The organism is Paracoccus gahaiensis, assembly GCF_005048225.1.
Lineage (GTDB): Bacteria > Pseudomonadota > Alphaproteobacteria > Rhodobacterales > Rhodobacteraceae > Paracoccus > Paracoccus gahaiensis.
On sequence record NZ_SUNI01000011.1, the window covers coordinates 87,916 to 108,392 of the forward strand.

Genomic DNA, 20,477 nt, shown 5'->3' on the forward strand with positions numbered 1-20,477 from the left:
GCGCGCGCCCGCCCCACCGGACTGCAAAGGGGGGACCCCGACATGGCCGATACCGCATCCGCGGACGAGCGGATCACGACCCAATCCTTCACCACCCGCCTGATGAAGCGCCCCGAACTGGGCGCCATCGGCGGGGTCGTTCTGGTCACGCTCTTCTTTCTGGTGACCGCCAGCCCGGCCATGTTCACCTTCGCCGGCATCATGAACTTCCTGACCCCCGCCGCACAGCTTGGCATCCTGGGCATCGCCGCCGCCATGCTGATGATCGGCGGAGAGTTCGATCTGTCCATCGGGTCCATGGTGGCCTTCGCCGGCATGATCTTCGGCGTGCTGGTCGTGAACATGGGCCTGCCGCTGATCTTCGCGATCCCGCTGACCATGGGTTTCGCGGCCGTGGTCGGCGCGGTCAACGGGGCGATCGTGCTGCGCACCGGCCTGCCCAGCTTCATCGTGACGCTGGCCTTCCTGTTCATCCTGCGCGGCGCCTCGCTGGTCGGGCTGAAACTGTTCACCAACGGATCGACGCAACTGCGCGGCGTGCGCGAGGCGGTGGCCGGCGACTGGCTGACGCCGGTCTTCTCGGGCGACGCCTTCGGTCCGCTGTTCCGCTGGATGGCCGATCAGGGCTGGATCGCCTCGCTGAATTCGGGCGCGCCCTCGGTTCCGGGCATCCCGGTCGAGATCCTGTGGTTCCTGGCCATCGCCGCCGCCGCGACCTTCGTGCTGCTGCGCATGCCTGCCGGCAACTGGATCTTTGCCACCGGCGGCGACCGGAACGCGGCCAGCAACTCGGGCGTGCCGGTGCGGCGGGTCAAGATCTCGCTGTTCATGCTGACCGCCTGCGCGGCGGCGCTGGTCGCCATCATCACGGTGATCGACACCGGGTCGACCGACGCCCGGCGCGGCTTCATGAAGGAGTTCGAGGCGATCATCGCCGCCGTCATCGGGGGCTGCCTGCTGACCGGGGGCTACGGCTCGGCCATCGGGGCATTCTTCGGGGCGATCATCTTCGGCATGGTCACCATCGGCCTGACCTATACCGGCTTCGATCAGGACTGGTTCCAGGTCTTCCTGGGGGCGATGCTGCTTCTGGCCGTGGTCTTCAACAATGCCATCCGCAAGCGCGTGACGGGGGAACGCTGATGTCCGATCCGATCATCCACATGCAGGGTATCAAGAAGCATTTCGGCAATGTGATCGCCCTGAACGGGGTCACCTTCGACGTGCGACCCGGCGAATGTCACTGCCTTCTGGGCGACAATGGCGCGGGCAAATCGACCTTCATCAAGACCATGTCGGGGGTCCACAAGCCGACCGAGGGCACGATCACCTTCGAGGGCCGCCCGATGCAGTTCTCCAGCCCCCGCGACGCGATGGAGGCGGGCATCGCCACCGTCTTCCAGGATCTGGCCATGATCCCGCTGATGAGCGTGACGCGCAACTTCTTCATGGGCCGCGAGCCGACGAAGGGCCGCTTCCTCAAGCGGTTCGATCTGGACACCGCGAACCGCATCACCATGGAGAAGATGCGCGCCATGGGCATCAACCTGCGCGCGCCCGATCAGGCCGTGGGCACCCTGTCGGGCGGCGAGCGGCAGACCGTGGCCATCGCGCGGGCCGTCCATTTCGGCGCCAAGGTGCTGATCCTGGACGAGCCGACCAGCGCGCTTGGCGTGCGCCAGACCTCAAACGTGCTGGCGACGATCGCGCGGGTGCGCAATCAGGGCGTGGGGGTGGTGTTCATCAGCCACAACGTGCGCCATGCCCTGGCGGTGGGCGACCGCTTCACGGTGCTGAACCGGGGCCAGACGCTTGGCACCGCCGAGCGCGGCCAGATCGACGCCGCCGAGCTGCAGGACCTGATGGCCGGCGGGCAGGAGCTGGCCACCTTGGAAGGCAGCCTGGGGGGGACGGTCTGATGACGCTCGGCGTGGCCCTGATCGGCACCGGCTTCATGGGCAAATGCCATGCGATGGCCTGGCGCAACGTCGCCACCGTCTTCGGCGGCTCCCCTCCCCGGCTGGAGGTTCTGGCCGATGCGGGCGATGCGCAGGGCATGGCCGATCAGTTCGGCTTTGCCCGCGCCACGAGGGACTGGCAGGCGGCGGTCGCGGATCCGGCGGTCGATGTGGTCAGCATCACCACCCCCAACGGCCTGCACCGCCCCATGGCCGAGGCAGCGCTGCGCGCGGGCAAGCATGTCTGGCTGGAAAAGCCGATGGCGCTGACGCTGGCGGACGCGCAGGCCATGGCCGATCTGGCCGCAGCCCATCCCGGCCAGGTGACGCTTCTGGGTTACAACTACCTGCGCAGCCCGGCCTTTCAGGCGGCCCGTGCCATGATGGCAGACGGGACCATCGGCCGCCCGCTGGCCTTTCGCGGCGTCTATGACGAGGATTACTCGGCCGACCCGGCGCTGCCCTGGTCCTGGCGGCTGACGCAGGCGGGCGGCGGTCTGGGCGCGTTGGGCGATCTGGGCTGCCATCTGGTCTCGGTCATGGTCGCGCTGATGGGGCCGGTGGCCGGGCTGACCGCGATGACCCAGATCGCGGTGCCCACGCGCCCCTCGCCGGACGGCCCCCGCGCGGTCGAGAACGAGGACAGCGCCCTGGCCCTGATCCGCTTCGCCAGCGGCGCGCAGGGGTCCTTCGCCACATCGCGCGTCGCGCGGGGCCGCAAATGCCGCCTGCAGTGGGAGATCCACGGATCGGACGGCACGCTGGTCTTCGATCAGGAACACATGAACGAGCTGTGGGTCCATCGTGCGGGCGCGGCGGGCTTCACCCGCCACCTGACTGGGCCCGACCAGCCCGACTTTGCGGCCTTCTGCCCCGCGCCGGGCCATAATTTCGGCTTCAACGAACAGAAGGTCGTGGAATGCCGCGACCTGATCCGCGCGATCGGCGGCAGCGATGCCTGTGCGCCCGGCTTTGCCGAAGGGCTGCAGATCGAACGGATCATCCATGCCATGGCGACCTCGGACGGTCGCGCCATCAGCCTGCAGGAGGGCGCATGACACCCCTTGACGTGATCACCATCGGCCGATCCTCGGTCGATCTCTACGGCCAGCAGATCGGCGGTCGGCTGGAGGACATGGGATCGTTTGCCAAGTATATCGGCGGCTCGCCCACCAACATCGCCTGCGGGACGGCGCGGTTGGGGCTGCGCTCGGCGGTGATCACGCGGGTGGGCGACGAACATATGGGGCGCTTCATCCGCGAGCAGCTGGTCCGCGAGGGCGTGGACGTGCGCGGCGTGGCGACCGATCCCGAGCGACTGACCGCGCTGGTGATCCTGGGCATCCGCGACGAGGACAGCTTCCCGCTGATCTTCTACCGCGAGAACTGCGCCGACATGGCCCTGTCGCCGGACGATATCGACGAGGGGCTGATCGCCGAGGCGCGCTGCGTGTTGGCCACCGGCACCCATCTGAGCCACGTCCAGACCGAGGCCGCCGTGATGCGGGCGCTGCAGCTGGCGCGGGCGCAGGGTGCGCGCACCGCGCTGGACATCGACTATCGTCCGAACCTGTGGGGCGTGGCGGGGCATGGCGCGGGCGAGAGCCGGTTCGTGGAAAGCGCCGCCGTGACCGCCAGGTTGCAAAAGACGCTGCACCTGTTCGACCTGATCGTGGGCACCGAAGAGGAATTCCACATCGCCGGCGGCACGACCGATACTCTGGCGGCCCTTCGGGCAGTGCGGGCGGTGTCCGACGCCGTTCTGGTCTGCAAGCGCGGTGCGGCGGGGGCGGTGGCCTTCACGGGCGCGATCGACGGATGGGACAGCGGCCAGCAGGGGCCGGGCTTTCCCATCGAGGTCTTCAACGTGCTGGGCGCGGGCGACGGGTTCTTCTCGGGCCTGCTCAAGGGCTGGCTGGACGACGCCGGCTGGCCCCGCGCTCTGGAATACGCCAATGCCTGCGGGGCCTTCGCGGTCAGCCGCCACGGCTGCACGCCGGCCTATCCCTCGCTCGAGGAGCTGAGCTTCTTTTTGGATCGGGGCGTGGTGCAGCCCGATCTGCGCAACGATGCGGCGCTGGAGCAGCTGCATTGGGCCACCAACCGGCAGGGCCGGATGGGCGGGGACTGGTCCACGATGCGGGTCTTCGCCTTCGATCACCGGATGCAGCTGGAGGCGCTGGAGGGTTATACCCCCGCCAAGGGCGCGGCCTTCAAGCGCCTGTGCCTGGAGGCCGCGCTGCAAGTGCAGGACGGGCAGGCGGGCTATGGCATCCTGTGCGACAACCGCATCGGGCGGGCGGCGCTGCATGCGGCCTCGGGCACCGGCCTCTGGATCGGGCGGCCCGCCGAATGGCCCGGATCGCGCCCCCTGACGCTGGAGCCGGAGCTGGGCGCCGATTGCGGCGGACTGTCCGAATGGGCGCGCGAGAATGTCGTGAAGGTCCTGTGCTTCTGCCACCCCGACGACGATCCCGCCCTGCGCGCCGAGCAGGAGACGACGGTCTTGCGCCTGTTCACCGCCGCTCGCCGCAACGGGCTGGAATTCCTGCTGGAGATCATCCCCTCCAAGGTCGGGCCGGTGGATGACGACACCACCGCGACGCTGATCGCGCAGTTCTATGCGGCAGGAATCTTCCCCGACTGGTGGAAGCTGGAACCGCTGACCAGCCGCACCGCCTGGACGAAGGCCATCGCCGCCATCGAGGAGAACGACCGCCACACCCGCGGCATCGTCGTGCTGGGCCTGGACGCGCCCGAGGCCGATCTGGCTGCCAGCTTCGCGGTCGCGGCGTCCTTCCCGCTGGTGCGCGGCTTCGCGGTCGGGCGGACCATCTTTGCCGAGGTGGCGCGGGACTGGTTCGCAGGTGGGATGGACGACGCGGCGGCGGTTGCGGCAATGGCCGGACGCTATGCACGGCTGTGCGCGATCTGGGACCGGGCGCGGGCTGCAGCGTGACGGGCGGTCAGACGGGTATTTGGACAAAGAAGAAGGGGCGGGACATGAGCGACACGATCCGGTTGACGGCGGCACAGGCGATGGTGCGCTGGCTGTCCATGCAGATGACCGAGGATGGGGACCGCGTCATCGACGGGGTCTGGGCGATCTTCGGTCACGGCAATGTGGCGGGCCTGGGCGAGGCGTTGCACGGCATCGGCGACGCGCTGCCGACCTGGCGGGGACAGAACGAGCAGACCATGGCCCATGCCGCCATCGCCTTCGCCAAGGGTCATGGGCGCAGGCGGGCGCAGGCGGTCACGGCCTCGATCGGGCCGGGATCGACCAACATGGTGACGGCCGCCGCGCTGGCGCATGTGAACCGCCTGCCGGTGTTGTTTCTCGCCGGCGACGTCTTCGCCAGCCGCAGGCCCGACCCGGTGCTGCAGCAGGTCGAAAGCTTTGGCGACGGCACCATCAGCGCGAACGACTGCTTCCGCCCGGTGGTGCGCTATTTCGACCGCATCACCCGGCCCGAACATCTGCTGACCGCGCTGCCCCGGGCGCTGCGGGTGATGACCGATCCGGCCGACTGCGGCCCGGTCTGCCTGTCCTTCTGCCAGGACGTGCAGGCCGAGGCCCATGACTGGCCGCAGGCGTTCTTCGCGCCCCGCATCTGGCACATCCGCCGCCCCGCCCCCGATGCGGCGGAACTGGCGCGCGCGGTCGACCTGATCCGCGCGGCCAAGGCGCCGGTGATCGTCTGCGGCGGGGGGGTGATCCATTCCGGCGCCGAGGCCGCGCTGGCGGATGTCGCGACGCGCCACGCCATCCCGGTGATCGAGACGCAGGCCGGCAAGTCGGCCCTGGCGCAGGCCCATCCGATGAACTTCGGCGCGGCGGGGGTGGATGGCTCGGCGGCGGCGAATGCTGCGGCGCGGGCGGCGGATCTGGTGATCGCGGTCGGCACCCGGCTGCAGGATTTCACCACCGGGTCGCGGACGCTGTTCGAGGCCACCGTTCTGGCGATCAACGTCCAGCCCTATGACGCGGCCAAGCATGGCGCGGTGTCGCTGGTGGCCGATGCCCGCGTGGCGCTGGAGGCGCTGACCGGCGCCCTGGGGGATCTGCGCTTCAGCCCCGATGCGCAGGCGCGCGCCGCCTGGCTGACGGCGGTGGACGCGCATTGCGCGGCGCCCGGGGGCCAAGGCCTGCCCACCGATGCGCAGGTGATCGGCGCGGTCCAGCGCGCCGCCCCCGAGGGCATCGCCCTGTGCGCCGCCGGGACCATGCCCGGCGCGCTGAAGCTGCTGTGGCAGGCCAGCCAGGGCGGCTATCACATGGAATACGGCTATTCCTGCATGGGCTACGAGATCGCGGGCGCGATGGGGCTGGCGCTGGCCCTGCCCGACCGGCAGGTGCTGTGCTTTGTGGGCGACGGCAGCTACATGATGGCCAACAGCGAGTTGGCCACGGCGGTCATGCGGCGCATCCCCTTCACGGTGATCCTGACCGACAATCGCGGCTACGGCTGCATCAACCGGCTGCAGGCGCAGACCGGCGGCGCCCCCTTCAACAACATGTATGTTGATTGCCGTGTCGAGGCACAGCCGCGGATCGATTTCGTGGCCCATGCCGCCAGCATGGGGGCGCATGCGGTGAAGGCCGCCGACATCCCCGCGCTGGAGGCCGAGGTCGCCGCCGCCCGCGACCGCGCCATGCCCACCGTCATCGTCATCGAGACCACGGCCCGCCCCGGCCCCGGCGACGGGCTGGAGGGCGCGGGTCACTTCTGGGACGTGGCGGTGCCTCAGGTCGGCGCGACCGACATCCTGCAACAGGCCTATGCGCGCTATCTTGCGGACATCACGCGCCAGACCCTGATCAATTGAAGGCGACCCCCATGATCCTCTACGGCACCAATCCCATTGCCTGGGCCAATGACGACGACACCTCGATCGGCGCGCATATCCCGACCGAACAGATCCTGCGCGAGGCGGGCCGCGAGATCGGCTTCGACGGCATCGAGAACGGCCATCGCTGGCCCGAGGACCCGCAGGCGCTCAAGGCGCTTCTGGGCAGCTACGGGCTGCGCTTCATCTCGGGCTGGTATTCCACGCATTTGCTGGTGCGCTCGGTCGAGGACGAGATCGCCGCCGTCGGCCCGCATCTGGCCCGGCTGAAGGCCAATGACTGCAAGGTCTGCATCGTCTGCGAATGCTCGAACAGCGTGCATGGCAGCCCGGATGTCGCCGTCAACGACCGCCCGCGGCTGACGACCCAGCAGATGACGGCCTTCGGCGCGAAGATCGAGGCCTTCGCGGCCTGGATGGCGGGGCAGGGCGTCACGCTGGCCTATCATCATCACATGGGCACGGTGGTCGAAAGCCCGGACGACATCGACGCCTTCATGGCGGCCACCGGCCCCGCGACGCATCTGCTGTTCGATGCGGGCCATTGCACCTTCGGCGGCGGCGATCCGCAGGCGGTGCTGCGCCGCCATGCGGCCCGCGTCGCGCATTTTCACGCCAAGAACATCCGCCGTCCCGTGACGGACCGGGTCCGGGCCGAGGGGCTGTCCTTTCTGCAGGGCGTCATGGCCGGGGCCTTCACCGTGCCGGGCGATCCGGAAGGGGCGATCGAGTTCGAGCCTCTGCTGCGCATCCTGGCGGATGTCGACTATGAGGGCTGGCTGGTGATCGAGGCCGAGCAGGACCCGGCGGTCCGCGATCCGCTGCACTACCAGTCGATGGGTCTGGCCGCCCTGCGTCAGGCCGCCCGCGCGGCGGGGCTGGATCGACGATCCGCCGCCTGAAACCCGGGCAGGAGGGCGCATCGCCCCTGCCCTGATCACGTCGCGCCCCGGTGGCGACCGTCAAGGAAGGACCACACTCATGCCCCGACTGCTGCGAAAGCCCTTCGGCACCCATGGAGAGGTGCACCGGATCACGCCCCAGGATGCCGGCTGGCGCTATGTCGGCTTCGCGCTGCACCGCCTGCGGGCCGGAGACCGGCTGGCGGAGGCCACAAGCGACCGCGAGGTGATGCTGGTCATGGTCGAGGGCAAGGCCGCGATGCAGGCCGCCGGCCAGGACTGGGGCGTGCTGGGCGATCGCATGGACCTGTTCGAGAAGACCCCGCCGCATTGCCTCTATGTGCCCCCCGGTCAGGACTGGGCGGCCGAGGCCGTCACCGATTGCACTCTCGCCGTCTGCTCGGCGCCCGGGAAAGGCGGCCATGCCGCCCGCCGCATCGGACCGGACGGCATCACCCTGACGCAGCGGGGCGAGGGCACCAACACCCGCTGGATCAACAATATCGCGATGGAGGCCGAGGATGTCTGCGACAGCCTGCTGGTGACCGAGGTCTTCACCCCCGCGGGGCACTGGTCCTCCTATCCCAGCCACCGCCACGACGAGGACGACTTCCCCCGCATCACCTATCTGGAGGAAACCTATTACCACCGCCTGCGCCCTGCCGATGGCTGGGCGGTCCAGCGCGTCTATACGGATGATGGCAACCTGGACGAAGTCATGGCCGTGCGCGATCACGACGTGGTGCTGGTGCCCCGCGGCCACCACCCCTGCGGCGCCCCCCCCGGGTTCGAGCTGTATTACCTCAACGTCATGGCGGGCCCGCGCCGCAACTGGCGGTTTGTCGCAGCTCCGGAGGTTGAAGGCCTCTTTTGACGACGGACCCTTGTCCGGCTCAAAGCCCTTGATGGCGCGCCTTCGCTTTTTCTTTCTTTAGAGCCAGGGTCGTCTGCGGGTTGATGATCTTCATGTCCTGACCGGGATCATCTTCATCAATCGCGATCGCTTGCGGTGGTGCGATTGACCGAGAGAATACGGGGCGGAAGGCCTTCGACAATCTCTGGAAGCAAAAGCTGCTGGCCGAGGGCTCGATGGCCCATCTCCAGGCCAATCCGAACGTCATCGACGTCGATCCGGGCCATCGAGGCGGCAGCCATGCTGAACGTCACCGACCTGCAATGGTCTCTGGCGAAAGCGAGGTGCTGCACGGCAATCGACTTGCCCGTGGCACCGGGATCGCGGCGCAGGTCATCACGACGGCCGCGCAGGTGAGGGCCGCCGTCGTGCCCGCAGCCTGCAGCAGCACGGCGAAAAGCGGCGCGCCGATCGTCTGGCCGACCGCGATCATCAGGAAGGGCAGGCCCAGCCCAAGGTCCGAACGCTCGGGGAACAGCGTGATGCCCCAAAGCAGCAGCGCCCCGCACGAGATGATGTAGCCGGCCCCGAACACCCCCATCGCGACGAAGGGCAGGACCGGCGCCCATGATCCGGCGGCAAGGCCGACAAGCCCGAGGCCCATCAGGACCAGAGACAGGCGATGGATCGCCGCAATCCCGAACCGGTCCGTCCCGGTGCCTGTGGCCACGCCGACAAGCCCTGTCGCGCCCAGCACCAGCCAGGCCAACGCGATCCGCTGATCGGAAAATTGCAGCTCCTCGCGCAGGATGTCGGCTCCGAAGGTCCAGATCGCGGTGCTGGCCGCGCCCATCAGGACTGCCGCACCAAAGAGCGGCACAAGCCCGGACCGCCGGAGGCCGGGGGATGCCGGCGCGGCGTCTGCCGCTTTCCCGCTTGGGATCGCGCGCCAGAGCCAGAGGGTCACTGCCGCCCCGATCACCGCAAAGCCCAGATACAGCTCGCGCCAAGCGGCCGCAAAGGCCAGCGCGGCAAGGCCCGACAGCACGATGCCGGCGGCCGTGCCGGCGTTGATCGCGCCATTTGCCCGGGGCCGGCCGGCCTCCGGGATGAATTGCCCCACCGCCGCCGCCAGGGGCGGTGAGGCAAGGCCGGTGCTGATCCCCGCCAGGGCGATGGCCAGGCCAAGGGTGGTCGCCGATCCTGCGACGGCCACGAGGCCAAGCCCGGCGGTCGCGCACAGCCCCGCCGCCACCGCCACCGCGCGCACGCCCGATTTCGGCACCGTCATGAAGGCGACCACGACGCCCCCACAATAGGCGGCGAACGCCGCGCTGCCGATCCAGCCGGCCGCCACCGTGCCCAACTCCAGCTCGGCCCTGATCTGCGGCAAGAGCAGGCCATAGGCGAACCGCGCCAGCCCATAGGCCAGCGCGGTCAAGGCAAAGCTGACCGCAACCAGATTGGCCGAACCGACCCCCGGCCGCGTCATTCGGACCGGGCCGGTGCCAGAAGGGTTTCCGCGGCCTCTTTCGCAGGGCCGACGACCTGCGCGCCCATGACGCCTGCCGCGGCGGTGGCCCCCTCGAACAGCAGCCAGATCTGGATGGCCAGCGCCTCGTCCTGGCGGCCGAGCGCCTGCTCGATCCGTCGACCGAACTCGGCGAGAAACTCGGTCTTCTGCCGACGCACGCAGGCCGCGATCTCGGCATTGCTGCCCGCATATTCGCCATGGGCGCGCAGCAACATGCAGCCGCTTGCCCCGAACTCGTCCAGCCAGCCCGACAGCTCGTCGAACAGCCCCGCGATTCCGCCATCCGGCGCGGCTGCCAGCCGGTCCATGAAGGCGCGGTGGCGCTCTTCGATGACGGCCAGAACCAGTCCGTCGCGGGACCCGAAATGCTTGTAGAGCGTGCGGGTCGAGGCGCCCGACGGCGCCAGCACGGCATCGACGCCGATGCCGCGGAACCCCTGCGCCTCGAACGTCCGCATCGCCCCGGTGATGATCTCGTTTCGTTTGTCCATGCAGGTTATGTAAAGCGTTCGTTTTACATGCGCAAGGACAAATCTGTGGGCCTCTCGGGATCGCTGCACCCAGGCCGAAGCAGGGAAGAACGCGGCAAATTTGTCCAACTGGCCAAATTTCCAATTGAACCGAGCCGTCTAAACAGGTTCTCTCGTGCAAGCGGTCGCCCCAGGGGGACCAGATCCAAGAACCAGGGAGAGAACCATGAAGAAGGTGATGACACACCTCGGGCTTGCGCTGCTGTCGACGACGATGATCGCCGGGGCGACCTCGGCCGAGACGATCCGTTGGGCGCGCGGCTCGGATGCGCTGACGCTGGACCCGCATTCGCAGAACCAGGGCGTGACCCACAATTTCGCGCACCACATCTACGAGACGCTGGTCGACCGCGATGTCGAGGGGACGCTGCAGCCGCGGCTGGCGACCGAATGGTCGCTGAAGGAGGACGATCCGACGGTTTGGGTCTTCAAGCTGCGCGAGGGCGTGACCTTCCACGATGGCGCCGAATTCACCGCCGAGGATGTCGTCTTCTCGCTGGACCGCGCCCGGTCCGAGGCCTCGAACATGCGTCAGCTGCATGTCGAGGTGACCGAGGTCCGCGCCGTCGACGACTATACCGTCGAGGTCCAGACGACCGGCCCCTCGCCGCTCTATCCCGACAACCTCACGAACACCTTCATCATGGACAAGGACTGGTCCGAGGCCAATGACGTGGTCGAGGTGCAGGATTACGCCGCAGGCGCCGACAACTATGCCGTCCGCAACACCAACGGCACCGGCCCCTATATCCTGCAATCGCGCGAGGTCGATGTCCGCTCGGTCATGACGCTGAACGAGAACCACTGGGCCGAGGACACGCCGGCCGTGACCGAGATCATCTATCTGCCCATCGCCGACAACGCGACGCGGATCGCCGCGCTTCTGTCGGGCGAGGTCGATCTGGTGCAGGACGTGCCCGTGCAGGACATCGACCGGCTGCAGGGCACCGGTGGGGTCAAGATCGAGACCGGACCGGAAAACCGCGTCATCTATTTCGGCTATCGCTTCGGCGAGGAGCCGCTGGCCTCGTCCAATGTCACCGATGCGAACCCGTTCAACGATCCCCGCGTGCGCGAGGCGATGGAGCTGGCCGTTGACCGCGATGCCATCGCGCAGGTCGTGATGCGCGGTCAGGCGATCCCCACGGGTGTCGCGAACCCGCCCTTCGTCGCCGGCTGGACCGAGGAGCTGGACGCCTATCCGGCGGTCGATCTGGACCGCGCGCAGAAATTGATGGCCGAGGCCGGATACGAGGACGGCTTCACGGTGACGCTGGACACGCCCAACAACCGGTATGTCAATGACGAGGCGATCAGCCAGGCGGTCGTCGCCATGCTGGGCCGCATCGGCATCAACGTGACGCTGGCCTCGCGTCCGGTGGCCCAGCATTCGCCGCTGGTCACCAACAACCAGACGGATTTCTACCTGCTGGGCTGGGGCGTGCCGACCTTTGATTCGGCCTATGTGTTCAACGATCTGGTCCACACCAAGGAAGGCAGCTACGGCGCCTATAACGGCGGCCTCTTCTCGGACCCCGAGCTGGACGCCAAGATCCAGTCGCTTGGCACCGAGATCGACATGGAGGCGCGCGATGCCACCGTGGCCGAGATCTGGGAGACGGTGAAATCCGAACGCGTGCTGCTGCCGATCCACAATCAGGTGCTGGCCTATGCGATGCGCGACGACATCACCCTGCCGGTTCATCCCGAAAACCAGCCGCTGCTGACCGGGCTGACCTTCGCCGAGTGACGTGACACCGTGACAGGCCGCCGCGTCCGGGGTCGCCCCGGCGCGGCGGTTTCCCATTCGAAAGGAAGAAGCGCCCCATGCTGGCCTTCATCATCCGCAGGCTGGCCCAATCGGTGCTGGTCATGCTGTTCGTCGCGCTGATCGCGTTCGTCGTCTTCCGCTATGTCGGCGATCCCATCGCCAGCATGGTCGGCGTCGAGACCCGGCTGGCCGATCAGGAGATCATGCGCGACAGGCTGGGGCTGAACGACCCGGTCGTCCTGCAATTCCTGCGCTTCATCGGCAATGCGCTGCAGGGCGAGTTCGGCATCTCGTACCGCCTCCAGCAGCCGGTGACCGAGCTGATCCTGTCCCGCCTGCCCGCGACCCTGGAACTGGCCTTCGCCTCGGCCACCATCGCGCTGGTCTTCGGGCTGATGCTGGGCGTCTTCACCGCCCTGAAGCCGCGCGGCTTCGCCACGGGCCTCATCATGGCCATTTCGCTGATCGGCGTCTCGCTGCCCACCTTCCTGATCGGGATCGGACTGATCTACATCTTCGCGGTGGAACTGGGCTGGTTCCCCTCCTTCGGGCGCGGCGACACCGTCGATCTGGGCGGCTGGCGCACCGGGCTTCTGACCGAAAGCGGGCTGCGATCCTTGGTCCTGCCGGCGATCACCCTGTCGCTGTTCCAGCTGACGCTGATCATGCGTCTGGTCCGCGCCGAGATGCTGGAGGTCCTGCGCACCGAATACATCCGCTTTGCCCGCGCGCGCGGGCTGTCGCAGCGGGCGGTCCATTTCGGCCATGCGCTGAAGAACACGCTGGTGCCGGTCCTGACCATCACCGGGCTTCAGCTGGGTTCGGTCATCGCCTTTGCCATCGTGACCGAGACGGTCTTTCAATGGCCGGGCGTCGGATCGCTGTTCATCGTCTCGGTGCAGGTGGTCGATGTGCCGGTGATGGCCGCGTATCTGATGTTCATCGCGCTGGTCTTCGTGCTGATCAACCTGATCGTCGACATTCTTTACTACGTCGTGGACCCGCGCCTGCGCGTCGATGGCGGCGGAGGCGGAAAGTAACCCATGAAAAACCCCACCCAAGGCAATGCGGCCCCCATCGTGCCGCCCAGGCCCCAAGGCAGGCTCAAGGCCGCGCTGGACAGCGACATCTTCTATTCCTGGCGCCGCTCTCCGGTCACGATCATCGCGACGGTGGTCGCTCTGGCGCTGATCCTGATGGCGGTGCTGGCCCCCTGGATCGCGCCCTACGACCCGTTCGACCCGTCCAGCCTGAACCTGATGGACGGCTTCACCCCGCCGATGACCGAGAACCAGTTCACCGGCTCGACCTATCTTCTGGGCACCGACAACCAGGGCCGCGACATGCTGTCCAGCATCATGTATGGCAGCCGCATCTCGCTGTTCGTGGGCGCCATGGCCACGGCCTTCGCGATCACGCTTGGCGTCTCGCTCGGGCTGGTTGCGGGCTATAATGGCGGGATGATCGACGGCGTCATCATGCGCATCGCCGACATCCAGCTGTCGTTTCCGGGCATCCTGATCGCGCTCTTGATCTTTGGCATCGCGCGCGGCGTCATCCCGGCCAACCAGCAGGAAAGCATGGCGATCTGGGTGCTGATCATCGCCATCGGCCTGTCGAACTGGGCGCAGTTCGCACGCACGGTGCGCGGCGCCACGATGGTCGAGCGGCAAAAGGATTACGTCTCGGCGGCGCAGATCATGGGGGTGCATCCCTTCCTGATCCTGCTGCGCCACGTCCTGCCGAACGTGCTGGGACCGGTGCTGGTGATCGGCACGATCGGCCTGGCGCTGGCGATCATCGAAGAGGCGACGCTGTCCTTCCTGGGCGTGGGCGTGCCGCCGACCCAGCCCTCGCTTGGCACGCTGATCCGGATCGGGCAGCAGTTCCTGTTCTCGGGCGAATGGTGGATCCTGCTGTTCCCGGCGGTGACGCTGATCCTGCTGGCCCTGTCCGTGAACCTGCTGGGCGACTGGCTGCGCGACGCCCTGAACCCCAAGCTGCGGTGAGATGATGACACAACCCGTTCTCTCCGTCCGCAACCTGACGGTCGAGTTTCCGACCCGGCACGGCCTCCTGACCGCCGTGCAGGACATCAGCTTCGACATCATGCCCGGCGAGGTGCTGGGCGTGGTCGGCGAAAGCGGCGCGGGCAAGTCCATGACCGGCGCCGCGATCATCGGCCTGATCGACCCGCCCGGCCGCATCGCAAAGGGCGAGATCTGGCTGGGCGACAGGCGCATCGACAATCTGCCGCCCGCCGAGATGCGCAAGATCCGCGGGCGCCGGATCGGCATGATCTTTCAGGACCCGCTGACCTCGCTGAACCCGCTCTATCGCATCTCGCGCCAGCTGATCGAGACGATCCGCACCCACCTGCCGCTGTCGCAGTCCGAGGCCCGCACGCGCGCCATCAAGCTGCTGGACGATGTGGGCATCCCCGATGCGGCGCGGCGGATCGACGATTATCCACACCAGTTCTCGGGCGGCATGCGTCAGCGGGTGGTGATCGCGCTGGCGCTTTGCGCGGACCCCGAGGTGGTGATCGCCGACGAGCCGACGACTGCGCTGGACGTGTCGGTTCAGGCCCAGATCATCGACGTGATGAAAGAGATCTGTGCGCGGCGCGGCGCGGCGATCATGCTGGTGACCCACGACATGGGCGTCATCGCGGAAACCGCCGACCGCGTGGCGGTGATGTATGCGGGCCGCCTGGCCGAGCTGGGCCCCGTCGCCGCCGTCATCAAGGATGCCCGCCACCCCTATTCGCAGGGGTTGATGGGGGCGATCCCCAAGCTGGGCGAAAACCTGGACCGTCTGGTGCATATCCCCGGCGCGATGCCGCGCCTGAACGCGATCCCGCAGGGCTGCGCCTTCAATCCGCGCTGCCCGCAGGTCTTTGAGAAATGCCGCACCCACCGCCCCGCCGCGTCCGAGATCGAGCCCGGACGGCGCGCGGCCTGCTGGCTCTATCCCGAGGTCACCGAAGCATGAGCGACACCCTCTTGGACGTCCGCCACCTGTCGCGGCGCTTCGACGTCTCGGCCCCCTGGCTGAACCGCAAGCTGGAAGGTCTGGACAAGACCTATGTGAACGCCGTCAAGGATGTCAGCTTCACCGTCGCCAAGGGCCAGACCTTCGCGCTGGTCGGCGAAAGCGGCTCGGGCAAATCGACCATCGCCCGGCTGATCGTGGGCCTCTTGGAGCCCACCGAGGGCGAGATCGTCTTCGACGGCACCTCTCTGGCGCGCGGGTTGAAGGGCGCCGAGGCGCGGCGTCTGCGCCGCCGGTTCCAGATGATCTTTCAGGACCCGCTGGCCAGCCTGAACCCGCGCTGGCGCGTCACCGACATCATCGCCGAGCCTCTGCGCGTGTTCGAGCGGTCCATGAACGACCGCGCCCGGCGGCTGCGGGTGGGCGAGCTGCTGACGCTGGTCGGCCTCTCGCCCGAGGATGGGCTGAAGTTCCCGCACCAGTTCTCGGGCGGGCAGCGCCAGCGCATCGCCATCGCGCGGGCCTTGGCCGCCAATCCCGAGTTCATCGTCTGTGACGAGCCGACCTCGGCGCTGGACGTGTCGGTGCAGGCGCAGATCCTGAACCTGATGAAGGACCTGCAGGACGAGTTCGGCCTGACCTATGTCTTCATCTCGCACAACCTGCAGGTCGTGCGGCACATGGCGACCGAGATCGGCGTCCTCTATCTGGGCCGTCTGGCCGAGGTGGGCGAGGCCGAGGCGCTGTTTGCGACCCCCCAGCACCCCTATACGCGGATGCTGCTGGACGCCGTGCCCGATATCGAGATGACCGGCCGCCGCCGCAAGCAGGTCGAGGGCGAGATCCCCTCGCCGATCGACCCGCCCCCCGGCTGCCCCTTCCACCCACGTTGCCCCTTCGCCAATGACCGCTGCCGGACCGAGGTCCCGGGCCTGACCCGCCGCGGCGCCCAGGCCGCCGCCTGCCACGCGGTCGAGGAGGGCCGGATCTAAGCCAGGAACAGGCACCGGGATATCCCGGCCTTCCCCGCCCGCTGCCTCGGCGGCGGGGTGTGGATGATATCTGGCATTCTGCCGGGGCTTCGGTCGGGCGACGGCGGCTGCCGCGACAGGGGCTGGCATGTGGTGTCGTGGATGGCTGCGGCGGCCTTGGCCCTGCGATGAGGCGCAGGGCCCATGATGAAGCTCTGCTGCGCTCCCGATGCCGCAACCGCCCGCCACACCGCCCTGCCGGACGGCCCTTGGGGGATGTCCGGAAACTGCTCCTCTCGGTTTCGTGAATTCATTAGGTGGCGGGCCCTGATCGGGTGTATCATTAACCAAGATCCGAACAGTGGTGTTGACCCGTGGCCGGTTTCAGTATCCTCAGCGATATCTCGGTCGAATTGCGGCGCCAGATCTTCGAGGCGCTCGAATCGACCTCCGAGGCGGATTTTGGCCTGGCGGGGACGCTGGACCGGATCACGCTGGCCTCGCCCGGTCAGGATCTGGATGCCGCAACGGTCGGCAGCCTTTATCTCTACCATGTCGACATCAATCCGCATCGGCGCAACCAGCTGCCGCTGCCCGACAGGCTTCGCGCCGACAGCTTTCGCAAGCCGCCGCTTCCGCTGCAGCTGCGCTACCTCTTTACCCCCGTCACCGAGGACGAGTCGATCAACCAGCTGCTGCTGGGCCGGGTCCTGCAGCATTTCCATGACTTTCCCTGCTTCGACGCCGTGTCGGGGCGTGCGATCGGCGATGCCTTCGGCGGGGGCAGCCCCGAGATGCGGGTCAAGCCAGACCTTCTGAGCCTCGAGCAGCTGGCACAGATGTGGAACGCCTTCTCGACGCCCTACAGGATCGCGCTCGGCCTGCTGGTCGAGGTCGTCGCGGTCGACAGCGGCCTGCCGCCCGAACGGCGCCGGCGCGTCGACGAGATGATGACGGCGGTCGGCACGGTGACGACATGACCCTGGCCTTTGCCTCTCGGCGGCTTGGGCAGCGTCAGGTCCTGGCGCGCGGCCGCCTGTTCGAGCGTCTGACCGAACGGAGCTTTCCCCGCTTCGACGCGCGGCTGAGCTATACCTTCGGGACGAACCGGGGAACGTTTCCGACGGTCCTGACGATCCGCCCCGGCGGCTGGTTCGCGCTGCATCTGGACCCGTCGCGCGACATGCCGGATCTGTCGGCGGCGGGGCCCGTGCGCCTGACGCTGACGCTGACGCGTCCCGGCGATCCGCCGCTGGACGCCACCCTGGATGTGCCGGGCGCCAATCTGGCCGTGGTCGAGGTGCCCCGTCCGGTCGCCGGGCAGGCCTTGACGACGCTGCGCGTGGCGGGGGCGCCTTTCTCCTTCGAGGTCGGCGTCGATCCGACGCCGGTCCTTTTGGACGGGCTTGTCCTGCGTGACAGCGATCAGGCCGCTCCGGCGGCGGGCGTCATCCTGCGCATCGCATTCCTGCCCGACCGGCTGACCGACGCGCAGGGACGCTTCCGCATCCCGGCTTTGCCCGTAGCTGAGGCCGTCACGCTGTCCTTCGACGAGGGCGGCCGGATCACCGATCACATCCTTCGCCCCCTCTGGGGCGGGGGTGCCATGACCCGCACGTTCTCGATTCCAAGCCCTTAGCACAGGAGCCTTGAAATGCCTGAATATCTTGCCCCCGGCGTCTATGTCGAAGAGGTCCCCTCCGGCACCAAGCCCATCGTCGCGTCCGGAACCTCGACGGCGGGCATGATCGGGATGTGTGCCCGCGGCCCGGTGAACGTGCCGACCCTGGTGACCAGCCAGGGCGGCTTTGCCCGCACCTTCGGCGGGCTGCTGCATCCCCTGGTCTTCACCGAGGGGCGGGACGCCTTGCCCTATGCGGCCGAGGGCTTCTTCGTGAATGGCGGCTCGCGGCTGTTCGTCGTCCGGATCGTGGGCGCGGCCGCGACCGAATCGGTGCTGGACCTCGAGGCGCTGGACAGCGAGGTGACGGCCCGACCGGAGCTGGCGATGGCGGCGGTCACCGGCGGGGGGGATGTCACGACCCTTGTCCTGGGCGCGGCGGCGGGCTTGACCGACGACATGCGGCTGCTGATCGAGGATGGCGAGGCCAGCGAGGTCGTGACGCTGACCGACGACGCCTTCGTCGCGCAGCTTCGCCTGACGCAGGGCCTGCGACGGACCTTCGCGACCGCGGCCACGGTGACGCTGCAGACCCGCACGCCCTTTGCCGGAACGGTCAATGCCGAGGCGGCGGCGGGCGCGGAGGAGCTGACCCTGACGGCGACGGCGGGCCTGTCGGGCGGGGACTGGATCCTTCTGGGCGAGGACGATCTGGCCCAACTGGTCGAGGTCGCGACCGTCGACGCGGACGGCCTGACGCTGGCTTTGGCACGCCCGCTGCGCAATCCCGTCGCCGTGGGCGACCCGGTGGCCACGCTGGCCGACAGCACGACGGCGTCGGCGCTGACCGAAGATGTCGCGGCCGGGGGGGCGGCGGCGCTTCTGCCGATGACCACGACGGGCATCGATGCCGGCGACGTGGTGCTGATCGCGGACGGCACCGCCGAGGAATATGCGATCGTCCGGGATCTGGCGCAGACGGTGACGCTGAGCCGGCCTCTGGTCAACAGCCATCCCGCCGGTGTCCGGCTTGTGCCCACGCGGGCGGTGCTGCGGGTCCATGCGCGCTATCCCGGGGTCTGGGGCGACAGCCTTCGGGTCACGCTGAGGCCCGCGAACCTCGTCTCGACCGTGATCGCCCGGCCCGCGGGGGCGGGTGAGGCCTCGGTCCGGGTCGGCAGCGCCTTCGGGCTTTTCCCCGGCTCGGTCGTCACCATCGACGGGCGGATCAACCGCGAGGTCGCGGTGGTCAATGCGGTGGCCGGGGACGTGACCTTCACCGCCGCCCATGACGAGGGCCTGGTGGCGGGCATGACCGTCGTCAGCCAGGAATTCACGCTGACGGTCGAGCGGATCGAGAACGGCAAGGCCGTGGAAAGCGAGACCTTCGAGCGGCTGGCAATGGCGCCCGGGCATCCGCGCTATGCCTTGACGCTGGTGGGAAGCTGGGACGCCGCCTCGGCGACGCCCTCGGCCTCGGGGGGCTCGAACCTGATCCGGCTCGGGGATCTGGCCGATGCGGCCGCCCGCCGTCTTCCCCTGATCACCGGTCTTGCCCGGCGGCTGGACGGCGGCGACGATGACGTGGGCGGGGTGAGCGACGCCACCTATATGGGCACCCCGTCCGACGACCCGGGCCAGCGGACGGGGATCTTCGCGATGCAGAACGAATCCGCCGTGTCGATCGTGGCGGTGCCGGGGCAGACCTCGGTCAGCGTGCAGCAGGCGCTGGTCGCGCATTGCGAGCAGATGCGCTATCGCTTCGCGGTGCTGGACACGCCCATCGGGGCCGACCTTCAGGCCGCCCGCGCCCATCGGCAGAACTTCGATTCGACCCGGTGCGCGGTCTATTACCCCTCGCTGGAGCGGGCCGACAGCTTCGGCGCCCCCGGGGACCGGCGGGTGATCGCGCCCTCGGGGCATGTGCTGGGCATCTATGCCCGCACCGACACCGCGCGCGGCGTCCACAAGGCCCCGGCGAACGAGGTCGTCCGGGGCGTCCTCGCCTTCGACACCAAGCTGGACAAGGGCGCGCAGGACATCCTGAACCCCATCAACCTGAACTGCTGCCGCGACTTCCGGTCGGAAAACCGCGGCCTCAGGATCTATGGGGCCCGCGTGGCGACCTCGGACCCCGAGTTCAAGTATATCAACGTCCGCAGGCTGCTTCTGATGATCGAGCAATCGCTGGATATCGGGCTGCAATGGGCGGTGTTCGAGCCGAACGACAAGCCGCTTTGGGATACGGTCAAGCAATCGGTGACCGGGTTTCTCACGACCGTCTGGCGGTCGGGGGCGCTGGAGGGGCAGAAGGCCGAAGAGGCGTTCTTCGTCAATATCGGCTACAATGTCACGATGACCCAGGACGACATCGACAACGGTCGCATGATCGTCGAGATCGGCGTCGCGCCGGTGAAGCCTGCCGAATTCGTCATCGTCAAGATCAGTCAGAAGACCCGCGAAGCCGAGGGCTGAGCCGGACCGTCACGACG

17 protein-coding genes and 1 pseudogene are annotated in these 20,477 nt (G+C 68.2%); 16 read left to right on the forward strand and 2 right to left on the reverse strand.

Annotated elements, in window-relative coordinates; genetic code table 11:
• The first annotated feature begins 42 nt into the window (after positions 1-42).
• The 8 genes and pseudogenes from FA743_RS12190 to FA743_RS12225 all read left to right on the forward strand — a co-directional run.
• Entirely contained in the window at positions 43-1,143 is a 1,101-nt protein-coding gene (locus FA743_RS12190) for an ABC transporter permease (RefSeq protein ID WP_136886380.1), read from the forward strand.
• Positions 1,143-1,919, forward strand: a complete 777-nt coding sequence (locus tag FA743_RS12195; protein ID WP_136886381.1) for an ATP-binding cassette domain-containing protein — start codon at positions 1,143-1,145, stop codon at positions 1,917-1,919. The genes FA743_RS12190 and FA743_RS12195 overlap by 1 nt, the downstream gene beginning before the upstream one ends.
• A complete protein-coding gene (locus FA743_RS12200) occupies positions 1,919-3,016 on the forward strand; it encodes a Gfo/Idh/MocA family protein (RefSeq protein WP_136886382.1) in 1,098 nt (365 codons plus the stop codon). Before FA743_RS12195 ends, FA743_RS12200 begins: the two co-directional genes overlap by 1 nt.
• A complete protein-coding gene (locus tag FA743_RS12205; protein WP_136886383.1) occupies positions 3,013-4,917 on the forward strand; it encodes a bifunctional 5-dehydro-2-deoxygluconokinase/5-dehydro-2-deoxyphosphogluconate aldolase in 1,905 nt (634 codons plus the stop codon). Before FA743_RS12200 ends, FA743_RS12205 begins: the two co-directional genes overlap by 4 nt.
• 44 nt (positions 4,918-4,961) lie before the next feature.
• Positions 4,962-6,788 (forward strand): 3D-(3,5/4)-trihydroxycyclohexane-1,2-dione acylhydrolase (decyclizing), encoded by a 1,827-nt coding sequence (gene iolD, locus FA743_RS12210; protein WP_136886384.1) that lies wholly within the window; start codon positions 4,962-4,964, stop codon positions 6,786-6,788.
• An 11-nt stretch (positions 6,789-6,799) separates the two neighbouring features.
• Entirely contained in the window at positions 6,800-7,711 is a 912-nt protein-coding gene (iolE, locus tag FA743_RS12215; RefSeq protein ID WP_136886385.1) for a myo-inosose-2 dehydratase, read from the forward strand.
• 79 nt (positions 7,712-7,790) lie between these two features.
• Positions 7,791-8,585: a 5-deoxy-glucuronate isomerase gene (iolB, locus tag FA743_RS12220; protein WP_136886386.1), complete on the forward strand. Its 795-nt coding sequence runs from the start codon at positions 7,791-7,793 to the stop codon at positions 8,583-8,585.
• A gap of 31 nt (positions 8,586-8,616) precedes the next feature.
• Positions 8,617-8,730 (forward strand): annotated as a pseudogene (locus tag FA743_RS12225) (IS5/IS1182 family transposase); the annotation flags it as partial.
• 144 nt (positions 8,731-8,874) lie between these two features.
• On the opposite strand, the gene FA743_RS12230 reads toward FA743_RS12225, so the two are convergent.
• Together FA743_RS12230 and FA743_RS12235 are read right to left on the reverse strand one after the other, a co-directional pair.
• Positions 8,875-10,056 (reverse strand): MFS transporter, encoded by a 1,182-nt coding sequence (locus FA743_RS12230; protein ID WP_136886387.1) that lies wholly within the window; start codon positions 10,054-10,056, stop codon positions 8,875-8,877.
• Complete coding sequence (locus FA743_RS12235; protein WP_136886388.1) at positions 10,053-10,589, reverse strand: TetR/AcrR family transcriptional regulator; 537 nt, start codon at positions 10,587-10,589, stop codon at positions 10,053-10,055. The genes FA743_RS12230 and FA743_RS12235 overlap by 4 nt, the downstream gene beginning before the upstream one ends.
• 205 nt (positions 10,590-10,794) lie before the next feature.
• Between FA743_RS12235 and FA743_RS12240 the strand changes: the two genes are divergently transcribed.
• The 8 genes from FA743_RS12240 to FA743_RS12275 all read left to right on the forward strand — a co-directional run bounded on the left by FA743_RS12240 (position 10,795) and on the right by FA743_RS12275 (position 20,460).
• Positions 10,795-12,378 (forward strand): ABC transporter substrate-binding protein, encoded by a 1,584-nt coding sequence (locus FA743_RS12240; RefSeq protein WP_169308879.1) that lies wholly within the window; start codon positions 10,795-10,797, stop codon positions 12,376-12,378.
• Positions 12,379-12,455: 77 nt separating this feature from the next.
• Positions 12,456-13,439: an ABC transporter permease gene (locus tag FA743_RS12245; RefSeq protein ID WP_136886390.1), complete on the forward strand. Its 984-nt coding sequence runs from the start codon at positions 12,456-12,458 to the stop codon at positions 13,437-13,439.
• 3 nt (positions 13,440-13,442) lie between these two features.
• Positions 13,443-14,408: an ABC transporter permease gene (locus FA743_RS12250; RefSeq protein ID WP_136886391.1), complete on the forward strand. Its 966-nt coding sequence runs from the start codon at positions 13,443-13,445 to the stop codon at positions 14,406-14,408.
• 4 nt (positions 14,409-14,412) lie between these two features.
• Positions 14,413-15,393, forward strand: a complete 981-nt coding sequence (locus FA743_RS12255; RefSeq protein ID WP_136886392.1) for an ABC transporter ATP-binding protein — start codon at positions 14,413-14,415, stop codon at positions 15,391-15,393.
• Positions 15,390-16,385: an ABC transporter ATP-binding protein gene (locus FA743_RS12260; RefSeq protein WP_136886393.1), complete on the forward strand. Its 996-nt coding sequence runs from the start codon at positions 15,390-15,392 to the stop codon at positions 16,383-16,385. Before FA743_RS12255 ends, FA743_RS12260 begins: the two co-directional genes overlap by 4 nt.
• 353 nt (positions 16,386-16,738) lie before the next feature.
• Positions 16,739-17,344: a Pvc16 family protein gene (locus FA743_RS12265; RefSeq protein WP_136886394.1), complete on the forward strand. Its 606-nt coding sequence runs from the start codon at positions 16,739-16,741 to the stop codon at positions 17,342-17,344.
• On the forward strand, positions 17,341-18,003 hold the full coding sequence (locus tag FA743_RS12270; RefSeq protein WP_136886395.1) for a hypothetical protein: 663 nt from the start codon (positions 17,341-17,343) through the stop codon (positions 18,001-18,003). The genes FA743_RS12265 and FA743_RS12270 overlap by 4 nt, the downstream gene beginning before the upstream one ends.
• 15 nt (positions 18,004-18,018) lie before the next feature.
• Positions 18,019-20,460 carry a phage tail sheath family protein gene (locus tag FA743_RS12275; protein ID WP_136886396.1) on the forward strand — a complete coding sequence of 814 codons (2,442 nt, stop codon included), beginning with the start codon at positions 18,019-18,021 and terminating at the stop codon, positions 20,458-20,460.
• Positions 20,461-20,477: the final 17 nt, after the last annotated feature.